The organism is Oceanobacillus rekensis, from assembly GCF_002153375.1.
GTDB lineage: Bacteria > Bacillota > Bacilli > Bacillales > Amphibacillaceae > Oceanobacillus > Oceanobacillus rekensis.
Genome location: NZ_MTBQ01000002.1, coordinates 368,570 through 385,921, shown reverse-complemented (window position 1 = coordinate 385,921; position 17,352 = coordinate 368,570). Strand labels below are relative to the sequence as shown.

Annotated in this window: 17 protein-coding genes; 4 read left to right on the top strand and 13 right to left on the bottom strand. The window is 37.9% G+C overall.

The window, feature by feature from the left end; genetic code table 11:
- Positions 1–59: 59 nt before the first annotated feature.
- Complete coding sequence (ytaF, locus tag BV906_RS05750) at positions 60–692, top strand: sporulation membrane protein YtaF (protein WP_342744350.1); 633 nt, start codon at positions 60–62, stop codon at positions 690–692.
- Between the two features lie 85 nt (positions 693–777).
- Here ytaF and BV906_RS05745 read toward each other — a convergent pair whose 3' ends face one another.
- From BV906_RS05745 to BV906_RS05735, 3 genes are all read right to left on the bottom strand, one after another.
- The gene (locus BV906_RS05745; protein ID WP_087972487.1) at positions 778–1,569 is read right to left on the bottom strand and encodes an SDR family oxidoreductase; all 792 of its coding nucleotides are present in this window, start codon (positions 1,567–1,569) and stop codon (positions 778–780) included.
- A gap of 214 nt (positions 1,570–1,783) precedes the next feature.
- Positions 1,784–3,226 (bottom strand): magnesium transporter CorA family protein, encoded by a 1,443-nt coding sequence (locus BV906_RS05740; protein ID WP_087972486.1) that lies wholly within the window; start codon positions 3,224–3,226, stop codon positions 1,784–1,786.
- A gap of 291 nt (positions 3,227–3,517) precedes the next feature.
- A complete protein-coding gene (locus BV906_RS05735; protein ID WP_087972485.1) occupies positions 3,518–4,414 on the bottom strand; it encodes an AEC family transporter in 897 nt (298 codons plus the stop codon).
- A 470-nt stretch (positions 4,415–4,884) separates the two neighbouring features.
- Here BV906_RS05735 and BV906_RS05730 point away from each other — a divergent pair, with 470 nt between their 5' ends.
- On the top strand, positions 4,885–5,739 hold the full coding sequence (locus tag BV906_RS05730) for a CvfB family protein (RefSeq protein WP_087972484.1): 855 nt from the start codon (positions 4,885–4,887) through the stop codon (positions 5,737–5,739).
- A 105-nt stretch (positions 5,740–5,844) separates the two neighbouring features.
- On the opposite strand, the gene BV906_RS05725 is transcribed toward BV906_RS05730, so the two are convergent.
- Positions 5,845–6,129: a hypothetical protein gene (locus BV906_RS05725; protein WP_087972483.1), complete on the bottom strand. Its 285-nt coding sequence runs from the start codon at positions 6,127–6,129 to the stop codon at positions 5,845–5,847.
- Between the two features lie 135 nt (positions 6,130–6,264).
- Positions 6,265–6,459 (bottom strand): YwbE family protein, encoded by a 195-nt coding sequence (locus tag BV906_RS05720; protein WP_087972482.1) that lies wholly within the window; start codon positions 6,457–6,459, stop codon positions 6,265–6,267.
- Between the two features lie 217 nt (positions 6,460–6,676).
- Here BV906_RS05720 and BV906_RS05715 point away from each other — a divergent pair, with 217 nt between their 5' ends.
- On the top strand, positions 6,677–8,374 hold the full coding sequence (locus BV906_RS05715) for a M3 family oligoendopeptidase (protein ID WP_087972481.1): 1,698 nt from the start codon (positions 6,677–6,679) through the stop codon (positions 8,372–8,374).
- A 175-nt stretch (positions 8,375–8,549) separates the two neighbouring features.
- Positions 8,550–9,335 (top strand): HAD family hydrolase, encoded by a 786-nt coding sequence (locus BV906_RS05710; protein ID WP_087972480.1) that lies wholly within the window; start codon positions 8,550–8,552, stop codon positions 9,333–9,335.
- A 542-nt stretch (positions 9,336–9,877) separates the two neighbouring features.
- Here BV906_RS05710 and BV906_RS05705 read toward each other — a convergent pair.
- From BV906_RS05705 to BV906_RS05675, 8 genes are all read right to left on the bottom strand, one after another.
- Complete coding sequence (locus BV906_RS05705; RefSeq protein ID WP_087972795.1) at positions 9,878–10,405, bottom strand: chromate transporter; 528 nt, start codon at positions 10,403–10,405, stop codon at positions 9,878–9,880.
- The gene (locus BV906_RS05700) at positions 10,405–10,980 is read right to left on the bottom strand and encodes a chromate transporter (RefSeq protein ID WP_087972479.1); all 576 of its coding nucleotides are present in this window, start codon (positions 10,978–10,980) and stop codon (positions 10,405–10,407) included. Before BV906_RS05700 ends, BV906_RS05705 begins: the two co-directional genes overlap by 1 nt.
- 87 nt (positions 10,981–11,067) lie before the next feature.
- Positions 11,068–12,561 carry a glycerol kinase GlpK gene (glpK, locus tag BV906_RS05695; RefSeq protein WP_087972478.1) on the bottom strand — a complete coding sequence of 498 codons (1,494 nt, stop codon included), beginning with the start codon at positions 12,559–12,561 and terminating at the stop codon, positions 11,068–11,070.
- 509 nt (positions 12,562–13,070) lie between these two features.
- Positions 13,071–13,154, bottom strand: coding sequence for a putative holin-like toxin (locus BV906_RS20230; protein WP_425435180.1), 84 nt, complete (start codon positions 13,152–13,154; stop codon positions 13,071–13,073).
- A 202-nt stretch (positions 13,155–13,356) separates the two neighbouring features.
- Complete coding sequence (locus BV906_RS05690) at positions 13,357–14,034, bottom strand: DNA alkylation repair protein (protein WP_087972477.1); 678 nt, start codon at positions 14,032–14,034, stop codon at positions 13,357–13,359.
- Positions 14,035–14,249: 215 nt separating this feature from the next.
- On the bottom strand, positions 14,250–14,531 hold the full coding sequence (locus BV906_RS05685) for a YciI family protein (RefSeq protein WP_087972476.1): 282 nt from the start codon (positions 14,529–14,531) through the stop codon (positions 14,250–14,252).
- An 81-nt stretch (positions 14,532–14,612) separates the two neighbouring features.
- Positions 14,613–15,290, bottom strand: coding sequence for a ribose-5-phosphate isomerase RpiA (gene rpiA / locus BV906_RS05680; RefSeq protein ID WP_087972475.1), 678 nt, complete (start codon positions 15,288–15,290; stop codon positions 14,613–14,615).
- 120 nt (positions 15,291–15,410) lie between these two features.
- Positions 15,411–17,279, bottom strand: coding sequence for an oligopeptide ABC transporter substrate-binding protein (locus tag BV906_RS05675; protein ID WP_087972474.1), 1,869 nt, complete (start codon positions 17,277–17,279; stop codon positions 15,411–15,413).
- Positions 17,280–17,352 lie beyond the last annotated feature (73 nt).

The window sequence follows — 17,352 nt, the reverse complement described above, 5'->3', positions numbered from 1 at the left end:
AAGTAACACCAAATGCCTGAATTCCATATTATACTCTAGAAACCTTGAAGAGGATGTTCATGATGTTCATATATACTGGGTTAATATTATTGGTTATCGCAGTAAGTTTGGATGGATTTGGTGTTGGAATTACCTATGGGATACAGAAAATAAAAGTACCGATCATAGCATTATTGATTATCATGCTTTGCTCCGGATTGATTGTCTATACATCGATGGTTATTGGGGACTTATTAAGCATCTTTATTACAGAGAAGACTGCAAAGATTCTTGGTGGGTCTATTTTAATTTTGCTTGGTTTGTTTTCATTCGTGAATATAATACGCTCCAGATTGAAAAAGTCACAAACCAATCAACCGAAAATTCCCCAGGCGACGAAAATTGACCATTTGAAAACTGTCATTACTACTCCAGACAACGCTGACCTGGATCGTTCCGGTAGTATATCGTGGGGGGAGGCATTTTTACTTGGCCTTGCACTGGCACTCGATGCATTTGGAGCCGGTATCGGTGCATCCATGCTAGGCTATTCACCACTCCTTACAGCACTACTAACAGCATGTATGAGTGGCTTTTTCTTATACTTGGGAATGAGCTTAGGTACTTTTCTAGCAAAAAATAAAAAACTACAGCAATTAACCCTTTTGCCCCCTGCATTATTAATCGGGATTGGGATTTTGAATTTGCTTTAACCCACTTGAGACATATGTCTGAGACCAACCAGAACTCCTATGAAAATATAAGAGGATGAGGCCGTATGATACAGCCTCATCCTTTTTATAATGCTTTCACTTGGCCACCATCAACAATTAATGATTGACCCGTGATATAAGTATTTGCGCCCGAAGCCAGAAAGACAATAGCCTTTGCAAATTCCTCTGGCTGGCCAAACCGTTTCATTGGAATCTCCTGCTCTGATTCTTCCATAACGATTTCTGTAGAGACATTCCGTTTCTTAGCTTTCGCTTTATTTAACGCAACAATTCGGTCAGTCTCGATAGTTCCTGGGCCGACTGTATTAACTAAAATATTATCCGCACTTAATTCCTGTGCCAGTGTTTTAGCAAGACCGACGATGCCAGGTCGCATGGTATTTGACAGGACTAAGTCGTCCAAACTCTGTTTAATCGATGAGGAAGCAATATTTACAATATGACCACGGTTCTGCTTTTGCATAATCGGTACAACCGCCCTTGTTGCTCGGACAAAACTGAGTAAATTTAATTCAAACGCATGATACCAATCATCATCGGACATATCCAGAAAACTTCCTGATGGCGGTCCTCCTGCATTATTAATCAGTACATCAACCGTCCCATTCCATAAAACGGCTTTTTCAACTAGCTGATGTATATGGGCTTCATTTTTCATATCACATACAGCATAATCAATCTGATCATTTCCCGTCTCCTGTTTAATTTCATCTATCGTTCTTTGTAACGACGCTTCTGTACGGCTGCTAATTAGAACATGAGCACCTTCTCTGGCAAATTCTGTTGCAATTGCTTTGCCTAGTCCATTACTAGATGCAGTTACAATGACAGATTTTCCTTTCAAATCTAATTCCATTTGCAATCCCCCATTTTGTCATCTTTCTGACTATTATAGCAAATTGAAAACGATAGGTCGCCTCCTAAAGGTTTTTTTAAAAGAGTCTGTTCAATCTATGATGCCAATATTTGAGTCTTGAAGGTCGTGGTGGCTTGGCTTTGAATAGTAGAGAAGCTAAGCGACTCGATTCGAACTTATCAGTTGGTGGCTTTTCGTAATCCTCTTTCATCATTTAAAACATTATCTTCTTTCGGTTCTTTCTTTCTCTGAAATAACTTTTAAGAAAGAATACACCTAATGCTATTGCAACAAATATTCCGCTAAGAATGACAATTAGTGAAAACCATTCAAAGAAGGCGTACCCCATGATTGTCGATATATTAAACCCTTCTTTCCAGTCTTCAATAACAAGGTTCATTCCGAAAATCCCGGAAATAACCATATAAGTCGTTAATATTTGGAGTAAGTAATTCATTCGCTTGTCATTTAGTTTTTCTTGGTTTTGGTAAAGTGTTTTTAATGTATCCTTTACATCTGCATACAAATGATCAATTCGTAAAATCCGTTTCGCATAATCGTAAATTTCTGTTCCCGATTCCGTACTATTAATAGTAGGAAGATAATACTTGGAAGAAAATTTAGTAATCATAACGATTAATAATTCCGTATTGTATTGGTCCTTTATGACATCTACTTCGGCATGATCATGAGAAATTTTAAGCAAAACGATTTTGTAATATAAGAGCAGAAAGATTGAATAAAAATGTTCTCCATACATTTGACTTGCTAATCTCTCCTCAAGACTTCCGCTCTCTCTTGTGATACATGAGAAATGATGTTCACTCATCACATAATACGTTCGATCACTCCACCTGTCATACACCTTATCTTCACAATATCTGGAAATATAGGCAGGGTTAAAGGCACCTGCAAACCGTTCCCCATCAGGCCCATATCCATTCAACTTTCCTGTTCGGTACAGATTGGTTTCAGAAATACTCTCCCCGTTGTAATTGATATAACTTATGACATACATACGCTCATCGATGAAAAATGGCAAGCTTCCAAAATAGGAATCTTCCTTTTTTGCATTTATGACATATTCACCAAGTGGTGGAATCAATTCGCTAAATATGTAATCTTTCACTGTTTGGTAGGTTTTTTCACCACACTTCACTTCTGTTAATTCATCTTGTTCCGAAATCTGTTCCATCTTCCGGAAAACGTCTCCAAAATAAAGAACATCATCGAAGCTTAGATTTTCTGGCAAGGTAACTCTCAAATTAATGAAACCAATATGGAACGGGCATACAAATACATCAACAGATTCCAATATAAAAGTTGTCTTTAAAAATGGAGCATTCAAACTGCATTGCCTATTCATCTTTTTCGAAAACCTTCTAATTCCTTCTATATCTTTATGTTTTTCAGGAAATAGAATCTGTTTAATATTAGGCATAAAAAAGTGGTCCAATGACCTAGCAGAAATTCTATCTTTCCCATAAAACATTACCTCTTGGCTTTGATCACTAAGGTCAAAAAATATAAATCCTTCTTCCAGCAATCTTTCTGCAAACGATTCTATTTTTTCCCCGCGGAGTAAAAAAGGAAAAAGATATTGTTGTACAGACCTTTTAACACGAATATCACTTTGGATATCTATTGAAGAACCCATATTCACTCCCCCTGCATGCCGAGCTGTTAATCAGTAAATACCCTTTGAAGGGAAAAACAAACAATTCAGTAATGCTACTAAAACACACAAAAACCCGCAGACCAAATCGTCAGCGGGCAATTCATGCATATTTAAACTAAATTAAAGAAATAATAAAACCAATCACAACGATTGCACCTATAATCATAAGAATAGTACGTAACATACGGATTCATCCTTTCCAGTAAAAGTCGTTTTCAAGTTCGCATATATATAAGTTACCCAATTTGTTTTGAATAAAAACATATACGTTTACGAAATCAGATTTAACAGGATCGTGAGTGTTACAATACTTATCAACGTAGAAATTAATGTAATACTTGAAACCAACTCTGGTTCTGTATCAAATTCAATGGCATACATTGTCGTTGTTGCAGCAGTTGGCATTGCCGAAATAATAATGAGAACTGTTCCGATTAGTGGATCCACATTGAAAATTAAAACAAAAAGGAATGCAATCAATGGTGCGATAACCATTTTCAATGTAACGGCAGATATAACAACCTGCCAATTCAACTTCAAGCCGGTAATCGAACCAAGCTGCATCCCAAGCATAACCATCATTACCGGGATTGCCGCTTCACCTACCATGGATAATGTGGAGTGTACGGATTCTGGAATGGCAATGGAAAAGGACAGGAAAATAAATGCCAACACAGCTGCATAGGTTGTTGGCATCTTCAGCACATTTTTAAGCGCACGTCCCATACCACTTGTACTTCTCGATGCATAATAAACCCCGAAGAAGTTATTTTGCAGCCCTTGTACAACCATAATAAAAATCGCATATGGAATCGCCGCACTTCCCACACTAAAAAGCACGACAGGCAAGCCGTAATTCCCAGAATTCATAAAACCAGACGCCAAAATCGATGCACTTTCTATATTCGGCCCCCATTTAAAGATTTTTGCCAATATCTTATTGAGAAAAACCATGGCATAAAATAAAACAAACATATAAATAAGAATAACTAAAAATCCACTGTTAAAGTCTGCATCATATAACGTAATAAATACTAAAGCAGGTGATAATATGTACAGGCAAACTGCTGATACTGACTTCACATCCAATACCCGAATCCGTTGTAAAATAAAACCGGATGCAAAAACTGCCATTATTGGAATAATAACATTTAAAAATAAACTCATTTTAACATCTCCAAACAAATAATCTATTCATAAGTCTACCATATGGATTCCATACCCATCATTTTAATTAACCTGGCAAAAAGATTTGACAAATCGTTTCATACATGAGATAATAGTCAAGTTATCAAAGTAACAGTAAGTGATCTGGCATTCTACAATGTATTTGTTTTTGAAGATGCTTATTCACACTGGCGCGACTAAGGGGTCGCAAGGACGTAAGAGCAGGTAGGGCTTACGTTGCTTAAGTTAGAGAACTAGGAAAGCGTAAGCGATTGTTGCGAGTAGCATACGCTAACCAACCAGTGGAACATGTACCGCGGTTAAGTGAAATTTCTGTATCTAAAATTTCCCACCCGATAATTAATCGGGATTAAAATAATATCTTATGTGTTACTTTATAAACAAAGGGGTACTCTTTTAGTAAGGGGTGCCCCTTTTCCAATACATATAAATGAAAGTAGGAAAGAGACATGAATTTATTACCAATTGGTACGATCCAGCCGATGACAGTAAACCGAACGATTGATACCGGCTATGTTTTAATAAAAGACGGCCAGGAAGCCCTTTTACATCACAATGATACGGAAAATAACCTTGAAGTTGATCAAGTGGTCGATGCTTTTTTATACAATGATAAAAAAGGCAATCTAATCGCAACAACAAAGCTTCCATACGTATCGATGGATGTATATGATTGGGCGGAAGTAGTGGAAGTTATGCCGCATCTTGGCGTTTTCGTGAATATTGGGATTGCAAAGGAAATGCTTGTATCAAAAGATGATCTGCCACTATTTGAGAGCGTCTGGCCAACACCTGGTGACAAGTTGTTTGTTACGCTTGGCAAAGACCGAAAAGGCAGATTACTGGCAATACCTGCAACAGAAGGAATTGTTGAAAGAGAAGTTGAGTCTGCACCAGAAGAATTAATAAAGCAATCCGTAAGTGGTACCATTTACTTCACGGATAAAGAAGGTTCTGCAATGATAACCACGGATAACCACCGTGGATTTATTCACCGCACGGAACGCAAATCAGAACCAAGATTAGGTGAATTCGTGCAAGGAAGGGTAATCGATGTGAAGGATGACGGTTCCATTAATGTTTCGCTTCGTCCTCTAAAGCAGGAAAGCATGGGATCAGATGCCGAAGCAATACTCGAGAAGCTCGAAGCAAACGATGGCGTAATCCCTTTCAGCGATAAAAGCGATCCCGAAGATATCCTTGGTACTTTCCAAATAAGCAAAGCTGCATTTAAACGTGCGTTAGGCAAACTGCTAAAAGAAGGTAAAATCGAACAGCGTGATGGTAAAACATACTTAAAATAATGGCCCTTTGATTAATCTCTCTGGGGCTGCTCTTACTCGCCCTCCTCTTTTACAAAATGGCCAAATAAAAAATGCAGAATCTGTTTACAGAATCTGCATTTTTTATTAAGCATTCACATTTCGATAAGAGTCCATAATCGATGAGATGATAAAACCAATTGCTGCTGAAAACATAGCTGCAATTCCCCATCCACCAAAACCTGCTCCAAGCATGTCTACTTTCGGAGCGAACGAAGCAACTAATAATAATAATATTCCTACAATCCCTAAAAATAAGCTTATGTAGTATGGAGAATGCGATTCTTTAGAGGTCATTTTAACCAAAACAATGTTTGCAATTAATGTAATTGCTGTCAAAATTGCTCCAATTGTAATTACTGCCTGTACCATATCTTTCACCCCAATTATAGTAAATTACACTACTTATAGTCTACAATTTAACGGTAGCAAAGTCAATCAGATTATTGTTTTTAAAGTATGAATTGATTCGCTATCAGTACAATCTATTTCGTATCACAAAATCAATTACTTCGTATTGATTCTGCCTACTTGTCCATCTTCCAGTCTTACTTTTATTCCATGGGGATGAAACTCCGATTTTGTAAGTAAATCTTTCACAACTCCAGCAGTCGTTCTACCTGTTCGCTGGTCTTTTTTTAAAATAATTTCCACTTCTAGTCCTGGGTGGATATTTTTTCTATATCTGCCATCAACTGCCATTTTTATCGTCTCCTATCATTTATCATACATCTATCATACCATTTCGAATAGTAATCTCCAATTGATGTATCATTTCACATAACTAAACAATTAGGAAAATGTTAAGGGGGAAAAAGTGTTTATTTTACGAAAAGGTTTTATCATGTAAGATAGAGATATTTATTCTAGTAAGTCGAATAATAACTTAGATAACTACATATATCCAAGGGGGATTAAAATGCTACAATTTGACGACTATTCCTATGAAAGACCTTTGCTAGGGGATGAACAGGCTAAATTCAAGGAGCTTATAAAGGTGTTTACCGACAGTCAATCCGTTGAAGGTGCTATCGATTCGATCAAGCGAATAAATGAATTTCGCAATCGACTCTCAACACTTTTCAATTTAGTTTATATACGTTCATCAATAAATACGAAGGATGAATTTTATCAAAAGGAACGGGATTATTTTGATGAAATCGAGCCTGAATTGAAAGAAATGGATACCGACTTTTATAAGGTATTGGTGAAATCACCTTTTCGTAAAGCATTAGAAAAGCAATTTGGCTCGCAATTATTCCAAATTGCAGACTTTGAAATCAAATCATTTTCTCCTGAGATTATTAGTTTACTTCAAAAGGAAAATAAGCTCGCCTCCGAATATTCCAAGCTCGTGGCCTCTGCTGAAGTTGAATTCCAGGGGAAAACATATACACTAGCACAGCTCGGACCATTTGCGCAAAGTAAAGACAGAGAGCTTCGTAAACAAGCTATCACAGCAAATGCGGGATTCTTTGCAGAACATGAGGACCAATTTGATTCCATCTATGATCAGCTTGTTAAAACTCGTCATGAAATTGCTATAAAACTAGGTTTTAGCAATTTCGTTGAAGTCGGGTATTTGCGAATGCAGCGAATTGGTTATACTCCAGACATGGTTAAAGTATTCCGAAAACAAGTTCGGAAATCCGTTGTCCCATTGGCAACCAAACTGTATGAAAAACAGGCTGAAAGAATCGATGTCGAGTCCTTTAAATTTTACGACGAAAATTTTAAATTCAAAAGTGGGAACGCAAAACCCGGGGGATCACCAGAATGGATTATCGAAAATGGCAAAAGAATGTATGCGGAGTTATCGGATGAAACTAATGAATTTTTCAATTTTATGTTAGATCGAAACCTATTGGACCTCGAAGCTAAAAAAGGTAAAGAAGCTGGTGGATATTGTACATTTATTGAAGACTACGGCGCACCATTTATCTTTGCTAACTTTAATGGCACTTCAGGAGATGTCGATGTTCTAACACATGAAGCAGGTCATGCGTTCCAAGCCTATTCTAGCCGAGCCATCGATGTTCCAGAGTATATTTTCCCTACAAGCGAATCCGCTGAAATTCATTCAATGAGTATGGAGTTTTTCACTTGGCCATGGATGGAGCTTTTCTTTAAAGAAGATGCTGATAAATATAAGTATGCACACTTAACAGACGGTTTGCAGTTTCTGCCATATGGTGTAGCTGTTGATGAATTCCAGCATCTTGTATATGAAAACCCGGAGTGGACACCAAAGGAAAGAAGAGATGCATGGAAGAAACTTGAAAAAATTTACTTACCACATCTTGATTATGATGGGAATGAATACTTGGAGTCAGGGGCTTTCTGGCAGCGACAAGGACATATTTATGAAGTTCCATTCTATTATATCGATTATACACTTGCACAAATTTGTGCCTTCCAATTTTGGAAGAAATCACGTGAGGATCATGACACGTCTTGGGCTGATTATTTAAACCTGTGCAAACTTGGTGGTTCTAAATCCTTCCTTGAACTTGTCGAAGTAGCCAATCTTCGCTCCCCATTTGATGAAGGGACAGTGGAAACAGTCATCGGTACCATTGAAGCTTGGCTCGAATCTGTGGATGATCAAGCATTATAACAACTAATAAGACAGTGGTGCTCAGGGTGAAGCACTACTGTCTTTTGGTTATCTGTCACAATTCTTTAATTGGTGATGTAATCGGACTCTTTACATCTATTCCTGTTCCTGTGATGTACACCCCATCTATGCTAAAATGGACATAATATAAACTAACAAATTAAAGGAGATCAACATGACATACAAAGTACTTTTTCTTGATATTGATGGAACGATTTTAATGCCCGATCATACATACACCGAATCAACGAAAACGGCTATCCAGGAAGCAAAGAATAACGGTGTGGAAGTATTTATTGCAACAGGCAGACCACTTATTGAAGTGAAAGACCTTGCAAACGAATTAAACGTCGATTCACTTATCGGTTATAATGGTGCCTATGCCATTTATCAGGAAGACACAATTATTGATGAGCCAATGGACGAAAAACTCGTTCGAGAATTTCTAAACATCTCTGGAAAATCAAATAATGAATTGGTACTTTATACGAAGGACAGAAATTACTACACATCACTCGACAATCCTTTCGTCAAGCAATTCAATGAAATATTCCAATTGAAACAAAACTCCCAGTTCACTGATGAGGTAGCAGACCAAATCATCGGAATTACAGCAATGAATTTGGAACCAGCAGAAGCCTCCCATTATGAAGTTGATGATAATATTCGCATGTCACAGGTGAATATCGAAGGAGCAACAATGGCATATGATATTATCCGTAAAAACGTGAATAAGGGGGAAGCAATCAAAAAGATTCTAAAGCGATTGAATATCCCTAAAGAACAGGCAATCGCATTTGGCGATGGATTGAATGATAAAGAAATGCTTCAGGCAGTAGGCGAAGGTTTTGCAATGGAAAATGCCCATCCAGACCTTTTCGAAGTTGCCAAACATCGAACAACTTCTGTATCTGATTCAGGTATATACAACGGGTTGAAAAAGCTTGGCGTGGTGAAATAACCGGGAGCATATTTTTATTCTTTAATCTTAGTAGTTGAGATAAACTGCCCCAAATAAGAACCTTCGGCGACCGCTCTGGGAAATATACTTCGCGCACCTTAGGGCGGCTGGTGAGCCAACTTGCGCTAAAGCGCTACGTTGTCTCACCTATGTCTTTCCTCCCGCTAGAGTCTACGTATATTTCCCAGTGCTGGTTAGAAGGTTGCTGAAATGAATACATTTGATAATAGCTAAAAAGGCATTCTACAACTTCACCCGGACGGCGAGAAAAGCCCATACTTAAATTTATCATCTAGCAGTTACTTCACAGTTTATAGAAATTGTGGCAAAAACTGCAATACTTTTCAATAAGATGTGTACCGCGGTCTGACTCTTCTAGAAAACAGCCTAATAGAAAAAGCAAAGCCTTGTGGATATGGCTTTGCTTTTTTGGTATTAAGCTTCATTTGATTGCGTTAATATTTCTTCCCAGTGATTATTGATATACCTTACAAAACAGAGTCTTGTACAAAAGATTAAATCTAAAAGTTAAGGACTGAGTCCTATAAAAAGAATCCTCCATACAACAATGCTCCCGCGATTATTAAAGCTGGATGTATTTTCCAACGTTCAATTAGAAGATAACTTAGAATCACAATGATTGCCGTTTGCCAAATGCCAATTCCTGCATAGGATTCGCTGAAGAACTGCCATGCCATGACACCAAGCAGAATAGCAATTACGGGTTGCACAAAAAGACTAAGACGCTTTACTTTCGGCGACTTTTTGTATTTTAATAAGATGCCTCCAACCAGAATTATGAGTATTAGAGAAGGTGCTACTGTTGCAAATACACTAACAAATGATCCAAGCACACCACCCATTTCAAAACCAATATATCCTGCCATTTTTGTTGCAATCGGTCCTGGAAGGGAATTACCAAGTGCTAGTACTTCACCAAATTCCTGAACGGTCATCCATTCATATCTTTTTACAACTTCATTTTCAATCAGCGGAATAGATGCTGGACCTCCACCGTATCCCAGTATCCCAGGAATAAAGAAGGCCAGAAACAGTTGAAAGTAGATCATCATTTATTACCTTCTTTACTTCCGATATCATCGTTTTTCTTTTTTACCGGTAATGTTAGGGCAAGGATCAATAGCACAACAATAACAATGCCAGGATGAATGTGGAGGACTTGCAGCAAAATAAAAACAATAAAAATCATAATTAGTGCTTTCCCCCAGCCGAAACCTATCCCTGCTTTTTTTGCAAATTGCCACGTAAGAACTGCCATCATCATTCCCACGACTGGAACAACAGCCGCGGTCATCCCCTGTACCCAGTCAAATTCACGAATGTTTGATAATGATGTCAATAAAATAATCATTAATAAAATGGTCGGTAAGACGGTTGCTATTAAAGCATTAAACATACCAATCAACCCCGAAACACGATAACCAATATATCCAGCAAGTTTTGTAGCGATTGGTCCCGGTAACGTATTTCCAATAGCCAGTATTTCGCCAAACTCTTCATTTTCCATCCATTTATAGTTGTCCACTACTTCCTTTTGGATGAGTGGGATGGAAGCCGGACCTCCACCAAAGCCCAGGATTCCAACCCGAAAGAATGCTATAAAAATATTCCATTGCGTTTTCATGCGTCACAAACCTCTTCTATTTATTCTACTAGCTATTCCCACCACGACCCTAATTAAGATGGTGAGGGAATTGCTGGCTAACTTTCCTTATTTAAAAACCCGTGTAGCCTCGACAGCCTTTTGCCAGCCGGCATACAATTGATCACGCTTTTTTTCTTCCATTTCATGGTGGAAGGTTTTTTCATTCTGCCATTGCCTTGCTATTTCCTCGTTATCTTTCCAATAACCGACAGCCAATCCTGTCAAGTAGGCCGAACCTAATGCTGTTGTTTCTTGTACAACTGGTCGCTCAACAGGAACAGAGAGAATATCACTTTGAAATTGCATGAGCAGATCATTTTTAACAACACCACCGTCCACCCGAAGCGTTTTCAACTCGATACCTGAATCAGTTATCATGGCATCTAAGACATCTTTTGTCTGATATGCCAGCGCTTCTAATGTTGCACGAATGAAATGTTCTTTCGTTGTTCCACGAGTCAGACCGAATACGGCACCTTTTGCATCACTATCCCAATATGGTGTACCAAGTCCGACAAATGCTGGAACCATATAGACACCATCCGTTGAATCCACTTTCGATGCAAAATCCTCTGCTTGTGGAGCATCTTCAATCAATTTTAATCCATCGCGCAGCCATTGAACAGCAGAACCAGCAACAAAAATACTGCCTTCAAGGGCATACTCGACTTTTCCATCGATTCCCCAGGCAAGTGTTGTCAATAACCCATGCTCGGAAACAACGCCTTCATCTCCAGTATTCATCAGCATAAAGCAACCTGTACCATACGTATTTTTTGCCATTCCTTTGTCAAAGCATGCCTGACCAAACAGTGCCGCCTGCTGGTCACCAGCAATTCCTGCTATTGGAATCTCATGGCCAAAGAAATGATAGGATTTTGTATTGGTGCAAATCTCCGATGAATTGCAAACCTCTGGGAGCATGCTTTTAGGAACGTTTAGGATATCCAGCAATTCTTCATCCCATTCCAGTTCATAGATATTATACATTAATGTTCTTGAAGCATTGGAATAGTCGGTAATATGTGTTTCTCCACCAGAGAACTTGTAAACAAGCCAGGAATCAATTGTACCAAAAAGGAGATCACCATTCTCAGCTTTTTCTCTTGCACCATCAATATGATCCAAAATCCATTTTACTTTCGTGCCGGAAAAATAAGGATCAATAAGCAGACCTGTTTTGCTACGGAATAAATCTTCCTTGCCGCTTTCCCTTAATTCCTTGCAAATGCCTTCCGTTTGACGTGATTGCCAGACAATCGCTTTATAGATTGGTTTCCCTGTAGTCTTATCCCACACAACGGTTGTTTCACGCTGGTTCGTTATTCCGATACCGGCAATTTGATCCGGATTAATATCTGATTTCCTTAAAACTTCAGCAATACATGCAAGAACAGTGTTCCATATTTCATTCGCATCATGCTCCACCCAGCCCGGATGCGGGAAGAATTGTTCAAAACCACGTTGGGCTGTTTCTACTATTTTGCCTTCATGATTAACGATAAGTGCTCTTGAGCTTGTCGTTCCCTGATCAATTGATAGTATATATTTTTCTCCCATTAGTCCGCTCCTCCACTCGCTTTTCAGATTACTTGTTATCCATTATACGTAATTTGTTGATTATATTTAATTATTCTAGGTATTCCCGACTTTAAACATAAAAAACAGCTTGAGATATCCACAAACTTTACTCATCAAGTACATCTTTGTTTTTCTTAAAAGATTGTTTCAAGGAAATAAATTCAAATAGATAACGAAAAAAAATAACTAATACAGAAGGTCCAATTAATTCCGTCGCTTCTATCCAATCAGATTTAACACCGTTGGCATTGCAAATTGATGTAAACTTTCTAGAAGATTACCTAGAATTACCCAATACAATAGCAACCATTCTTAGAATGATTGTTTTCATTTTGCTAAAAATCGGGTATACTATAAATAGATAATCATACAATATAAAAAACCGCTTGGTGCTGTAACACCAAGCGGTAAGTGCAATAGCCCTTTTAAGGGGGCGACTCACTATAAGGAAGATAACCACCTTAATTAGCTAAGTCAGGCTGGGGTGGTTATTTTTTATGGTCAAATGACAGAAGCGCAACGATTAATGATCCAAAAGAAATCATCAAAACGAGCGTTTCATAAACTGTCATTGGCAACACCCCCTTTCTAAAGGGAGTGAGCCACCACCCACAAAAGCCTTATGCACTTATCCATTATTATAGCATATGAGTTTGTATTACAGGACTACATAGGGAATTTTATGGAGAACTCCACTGCCTTTACTTGTGCACTTATTGAGCGGCTAACACCATCCGCTAGATTAGTAAAATAAGCACAAGTTATAATTATGTCTTAAAGATGTTTCAAAGCTTCACGCTTACTAAGTGGTTTTAAGTAATGGTTAGCAACAAATGTTTTTACGCTCTCTGGGCGAGTTTTAGCATATTCACGCAGTATCCATCCAATTGCCTTTTGGACAAAGAATTCATCACTATTTGCTCGCCTTAAAATGTATCGGAATAGTCGCTCCTCATCTGTTTCATCTTTGTAGTTTAGCTGATACAATAATGCTGACCTTTGTAACCAAATATTCTCATCCTCGATCCATTTATCAGCAAAGGAATGAATAAGTTCATCATTATTAGAAAACATATATCCCATAATATGAGGGGAAAGTACATCTATCGTATCCCACCACGACTTTTTCACAATCAAACTGGATAGCCAGGGTAGATCATCCTTGGTTAATTCCTTTTTTGCCTTTTCAAGAATATCAAGGGCTGCTTTTTGATACTCACGCTCTGGAAGATCCCAGAGCATAAAAATGACATCTTTCAGTTCTTTTTTTTGAGGTAATCCGTTTTCTTTTATAAATTGTTTCGTTAATTTTCGACGAATTGGCGTTCGAATACCCAAAAAGTCGAATTGGTTTCTTAAATAGTTTTTAGACCATTTAGCAAATTCTACATCAGTATGTTTTAAATATATATTAACAAGTTCTTGAACATATGAATTTAATGAATCACTCATCATTATTGCCACCCTACATTGAGTTACTTCGTTATAATAATAAAATAGTTGTTATCGTTGTGTGATTTAAAGTTCCATTTACTAAATGCGATGTTGTTATATTTTTTATATCAACCAATCCTTTTGTGTAAAAGGAATAAAAAAGACCAAATCATTATGCAATTTGGTCACTTATTTCTCCTGCTATTTCATAACTTTCCCCACAAACTTATCGATTATTTTTCAGGTAGTACTGCATCCGTTGTCATAACCCATTCATGAATTTCATAATCTCTTGCACCTTTAACAACATATGGGTCATTTTTAACGATTGCTTCCGCTTCTTCTAAGTTCTCTGCCATATAAATCACTAGGCCGCCAGTCCCATCCGTAAAACGACCTTTCGCAAAGACTTTACCTTCATTCTCTTTTTCTTTTAAATAATCCAAATGATCTGGACGATACTTTTGGCTCTTTCCTTCATCCAACATCGGTGATAACGCAGCAAAATACTTCATATGTAAAATCCTCCCTCTCTCATCATACCGGTCCAGGCTAGTGCCTGTCACTCCCCGCATTTCATCTATTGTCGATGTGAGCTATTCTATGATATTTATAGTTTCACCATCACCAACAATGATTTTATTTGCCATTCCGATAAATAATCCTGTTTCAATAACACCAATAATTTTATTTATTGCTTCATTTAATTTTGCTGGATCGGAAATCGTATCAAATGGACAATCAAGTAAATAGTTTCCATTATCCGTTATCAGAATTTCTGCATCTTTTTTTCTGATTTTCGGTGTACAACCAAGTTTTGATATTTCATTAGCGGTTCGCTCCCAAGAAAATGGAAGGACTTCAACAGGTAAAGGAAATTCACCTAAATTCGTTACGATTTTGGAGGAATCAACAATGATAATAAACTCTCTTGCTGCCTGTGCAATGACTTTTTCTCTAAATAAGGCCGCCCCGCCACCCTTGATTAAATGCAGATTTTCATCCACTTCATCTGCTCCGTCAATCGTTATATCAAGCTCTTTAACTTTTGAGAAGTCTGTCAATGGAACACCAAATTCATTTGCCCATTGTGCTGTTTGATTAGAAGATGGAATGCCTTCTATTTTTAAACCAGTCTTCACTAGTTCTCCAAGTTTGCGAATCATCCAATAAACAGTTGAACCTGATCCCAATCCAACTTTCATGCCATCTTCTACTAATGTAGCTGCTTCTTCTCCAACCGCTTTTTTCATGCGATCTTGTTCATTCAACATTTGAACTCATCCTCCCTTATCTATTAATGATTATAACGTATTCCTATCATTCGACAAAGTTCAGAGAATCACAGGCAACAAAAAACCCGCTATAAAGCGGGTTTTTTACAGTGATAATTATTAAGGTAAAACCGGTTCTTCTTGTGTTACGCCAACTTCATGCCATTTTTCATTCCATGAAGGTTGGATTGAATAGTCTGTAACACGTTCGTTAGCTGATACTAGCTTCGAACGGTACAATGTTGGGAATACAGGGATTTCTTCTACCATTAGCTCTTGCCATTGTTTATAGATATCCTTACGATATTCAATATCCATTGATTCTGGGGATGCACCTGCTGCTAGAAGTTCATCATTTTCCTCACTTGCATAACGTGAATAATTATATGCTGCAGTACGTCCGTATAAACCATTTTGATCTACGTCAGTACCGGTACCCCATGCACCTTGATAAATATCAATTGCATCATCATCAGCTTCAACTCTATCATAGAAAGAATTGAATTCCATTAGACGGCCATCTACAAGTTCAACCTTAAGACCCGCTTTAGCCCATGCTTGGATATAGTAATTTGCGATTGGTTCTGCAGTATCTCCACCTGACATGGACGCAAAGCCAATTGTTAATTCTTCTCCTTCAGGATTCTCACGTATGCCATCACCATCGACATCTTCGTATCCAGCTTCATCCAAAATCCGGTTAGCTTCATCAAGATCATAGGATGGAGCTTCAACTGTATCGTCATAATAATCAGGGAATGCCGGAATAATTAATGTAGTTCCTGCCCAACGAAGTCCGTTGTAAAATTGTTCACCTACAGAATCATTATCCACTGCATACCACATAGCACGACGTAGGTTAACATCAGCCATTTTCGCATCTGGATCTGGAACTACTTCACCAGCACCCTCTGGATTTTCTGGATCATTAGGTACCCAATTACCTAGTTTAAAACCGATATACGTATAAGCTTCATCAATTTTCCCCAAAAATTCAACATTCGTTAATTTTTCCTCAACATCTGGGAACTGGTCTGTTGGGAAACTATCCACTAAATCAATTTCACCAGTTTCCAGTGCTTGCGCTACAACAGTTGGATCAACAACTTTTAATGTAATTCCATCAAGTTTCGGTGCGCCTTGCCAGTAATCTTCGTTTGCAGTGTAAGTTACAGACTCACCTGGTGTTATTGTTTCAACTTTAAAAGGTCCAAATCCAATTGGGTTAACACGTACTTCATCAGATTCTGGCATATCAGCTATATCCATATCTTGGAAAATATGTTTTGGCATTGGAGAGGCCCATATACCACTTGCTAAAAGGGAAGGATTTGCTGTATTAAATGTAATATTAAGAGTTTTTTCATCTTCAATTTCAAGACCAGAGATTGTATCTGCTTCACCTGCATTATATTCGGTCATTCCTACTACATCTTCAATATAGTAGGAACGTAGACCAGTATATTCCGGGCTGCCAATCACTTCATAAGCGAATGCCAAGTCTTCTGCTTTTACTGGTTCACCATCATGCCAGTTTACATTATCACGAATACTTATTGTAACTGTAACAGTCCCATCTTCATTTTCAGTCAATTCCCATTGTGCTGCCCCGTCTTGGGTATAGTTGAAGTTATTATCAATTGCAAGTAAATCTTCATCAAAGAATTTTAATACTTCAAAGTCTGGGTTACCTTCATAAAATACTCGGTTTAAAATACCTTCAAAAACAGTATCAGATACTAAACCATAGTTTAGCGTACCACCTTCAATCGCCTCACCGGCATTCATTTTATCGACCTCAAAGTCATCGATTGAATACAAGCCATCTTCAGCTGGGTCCTCCTCTTCAGTTTCCGCTTCTGTGCCTTCATCTTCTGTAGCACCTGAATCGCCAGTATCTTCATCAGAATCCCCACTACATGCTGCTAATACAAGCAATAATACGAGCATTAGAGCTAAAAGCCATTTACTAAAACTAGCTTTCTTCATACTTGTAACCTCCCCTTTTTTTATCTTTTTCCATCAGTCATAGACTTCCTGACTGACTTTATATACTAAACAT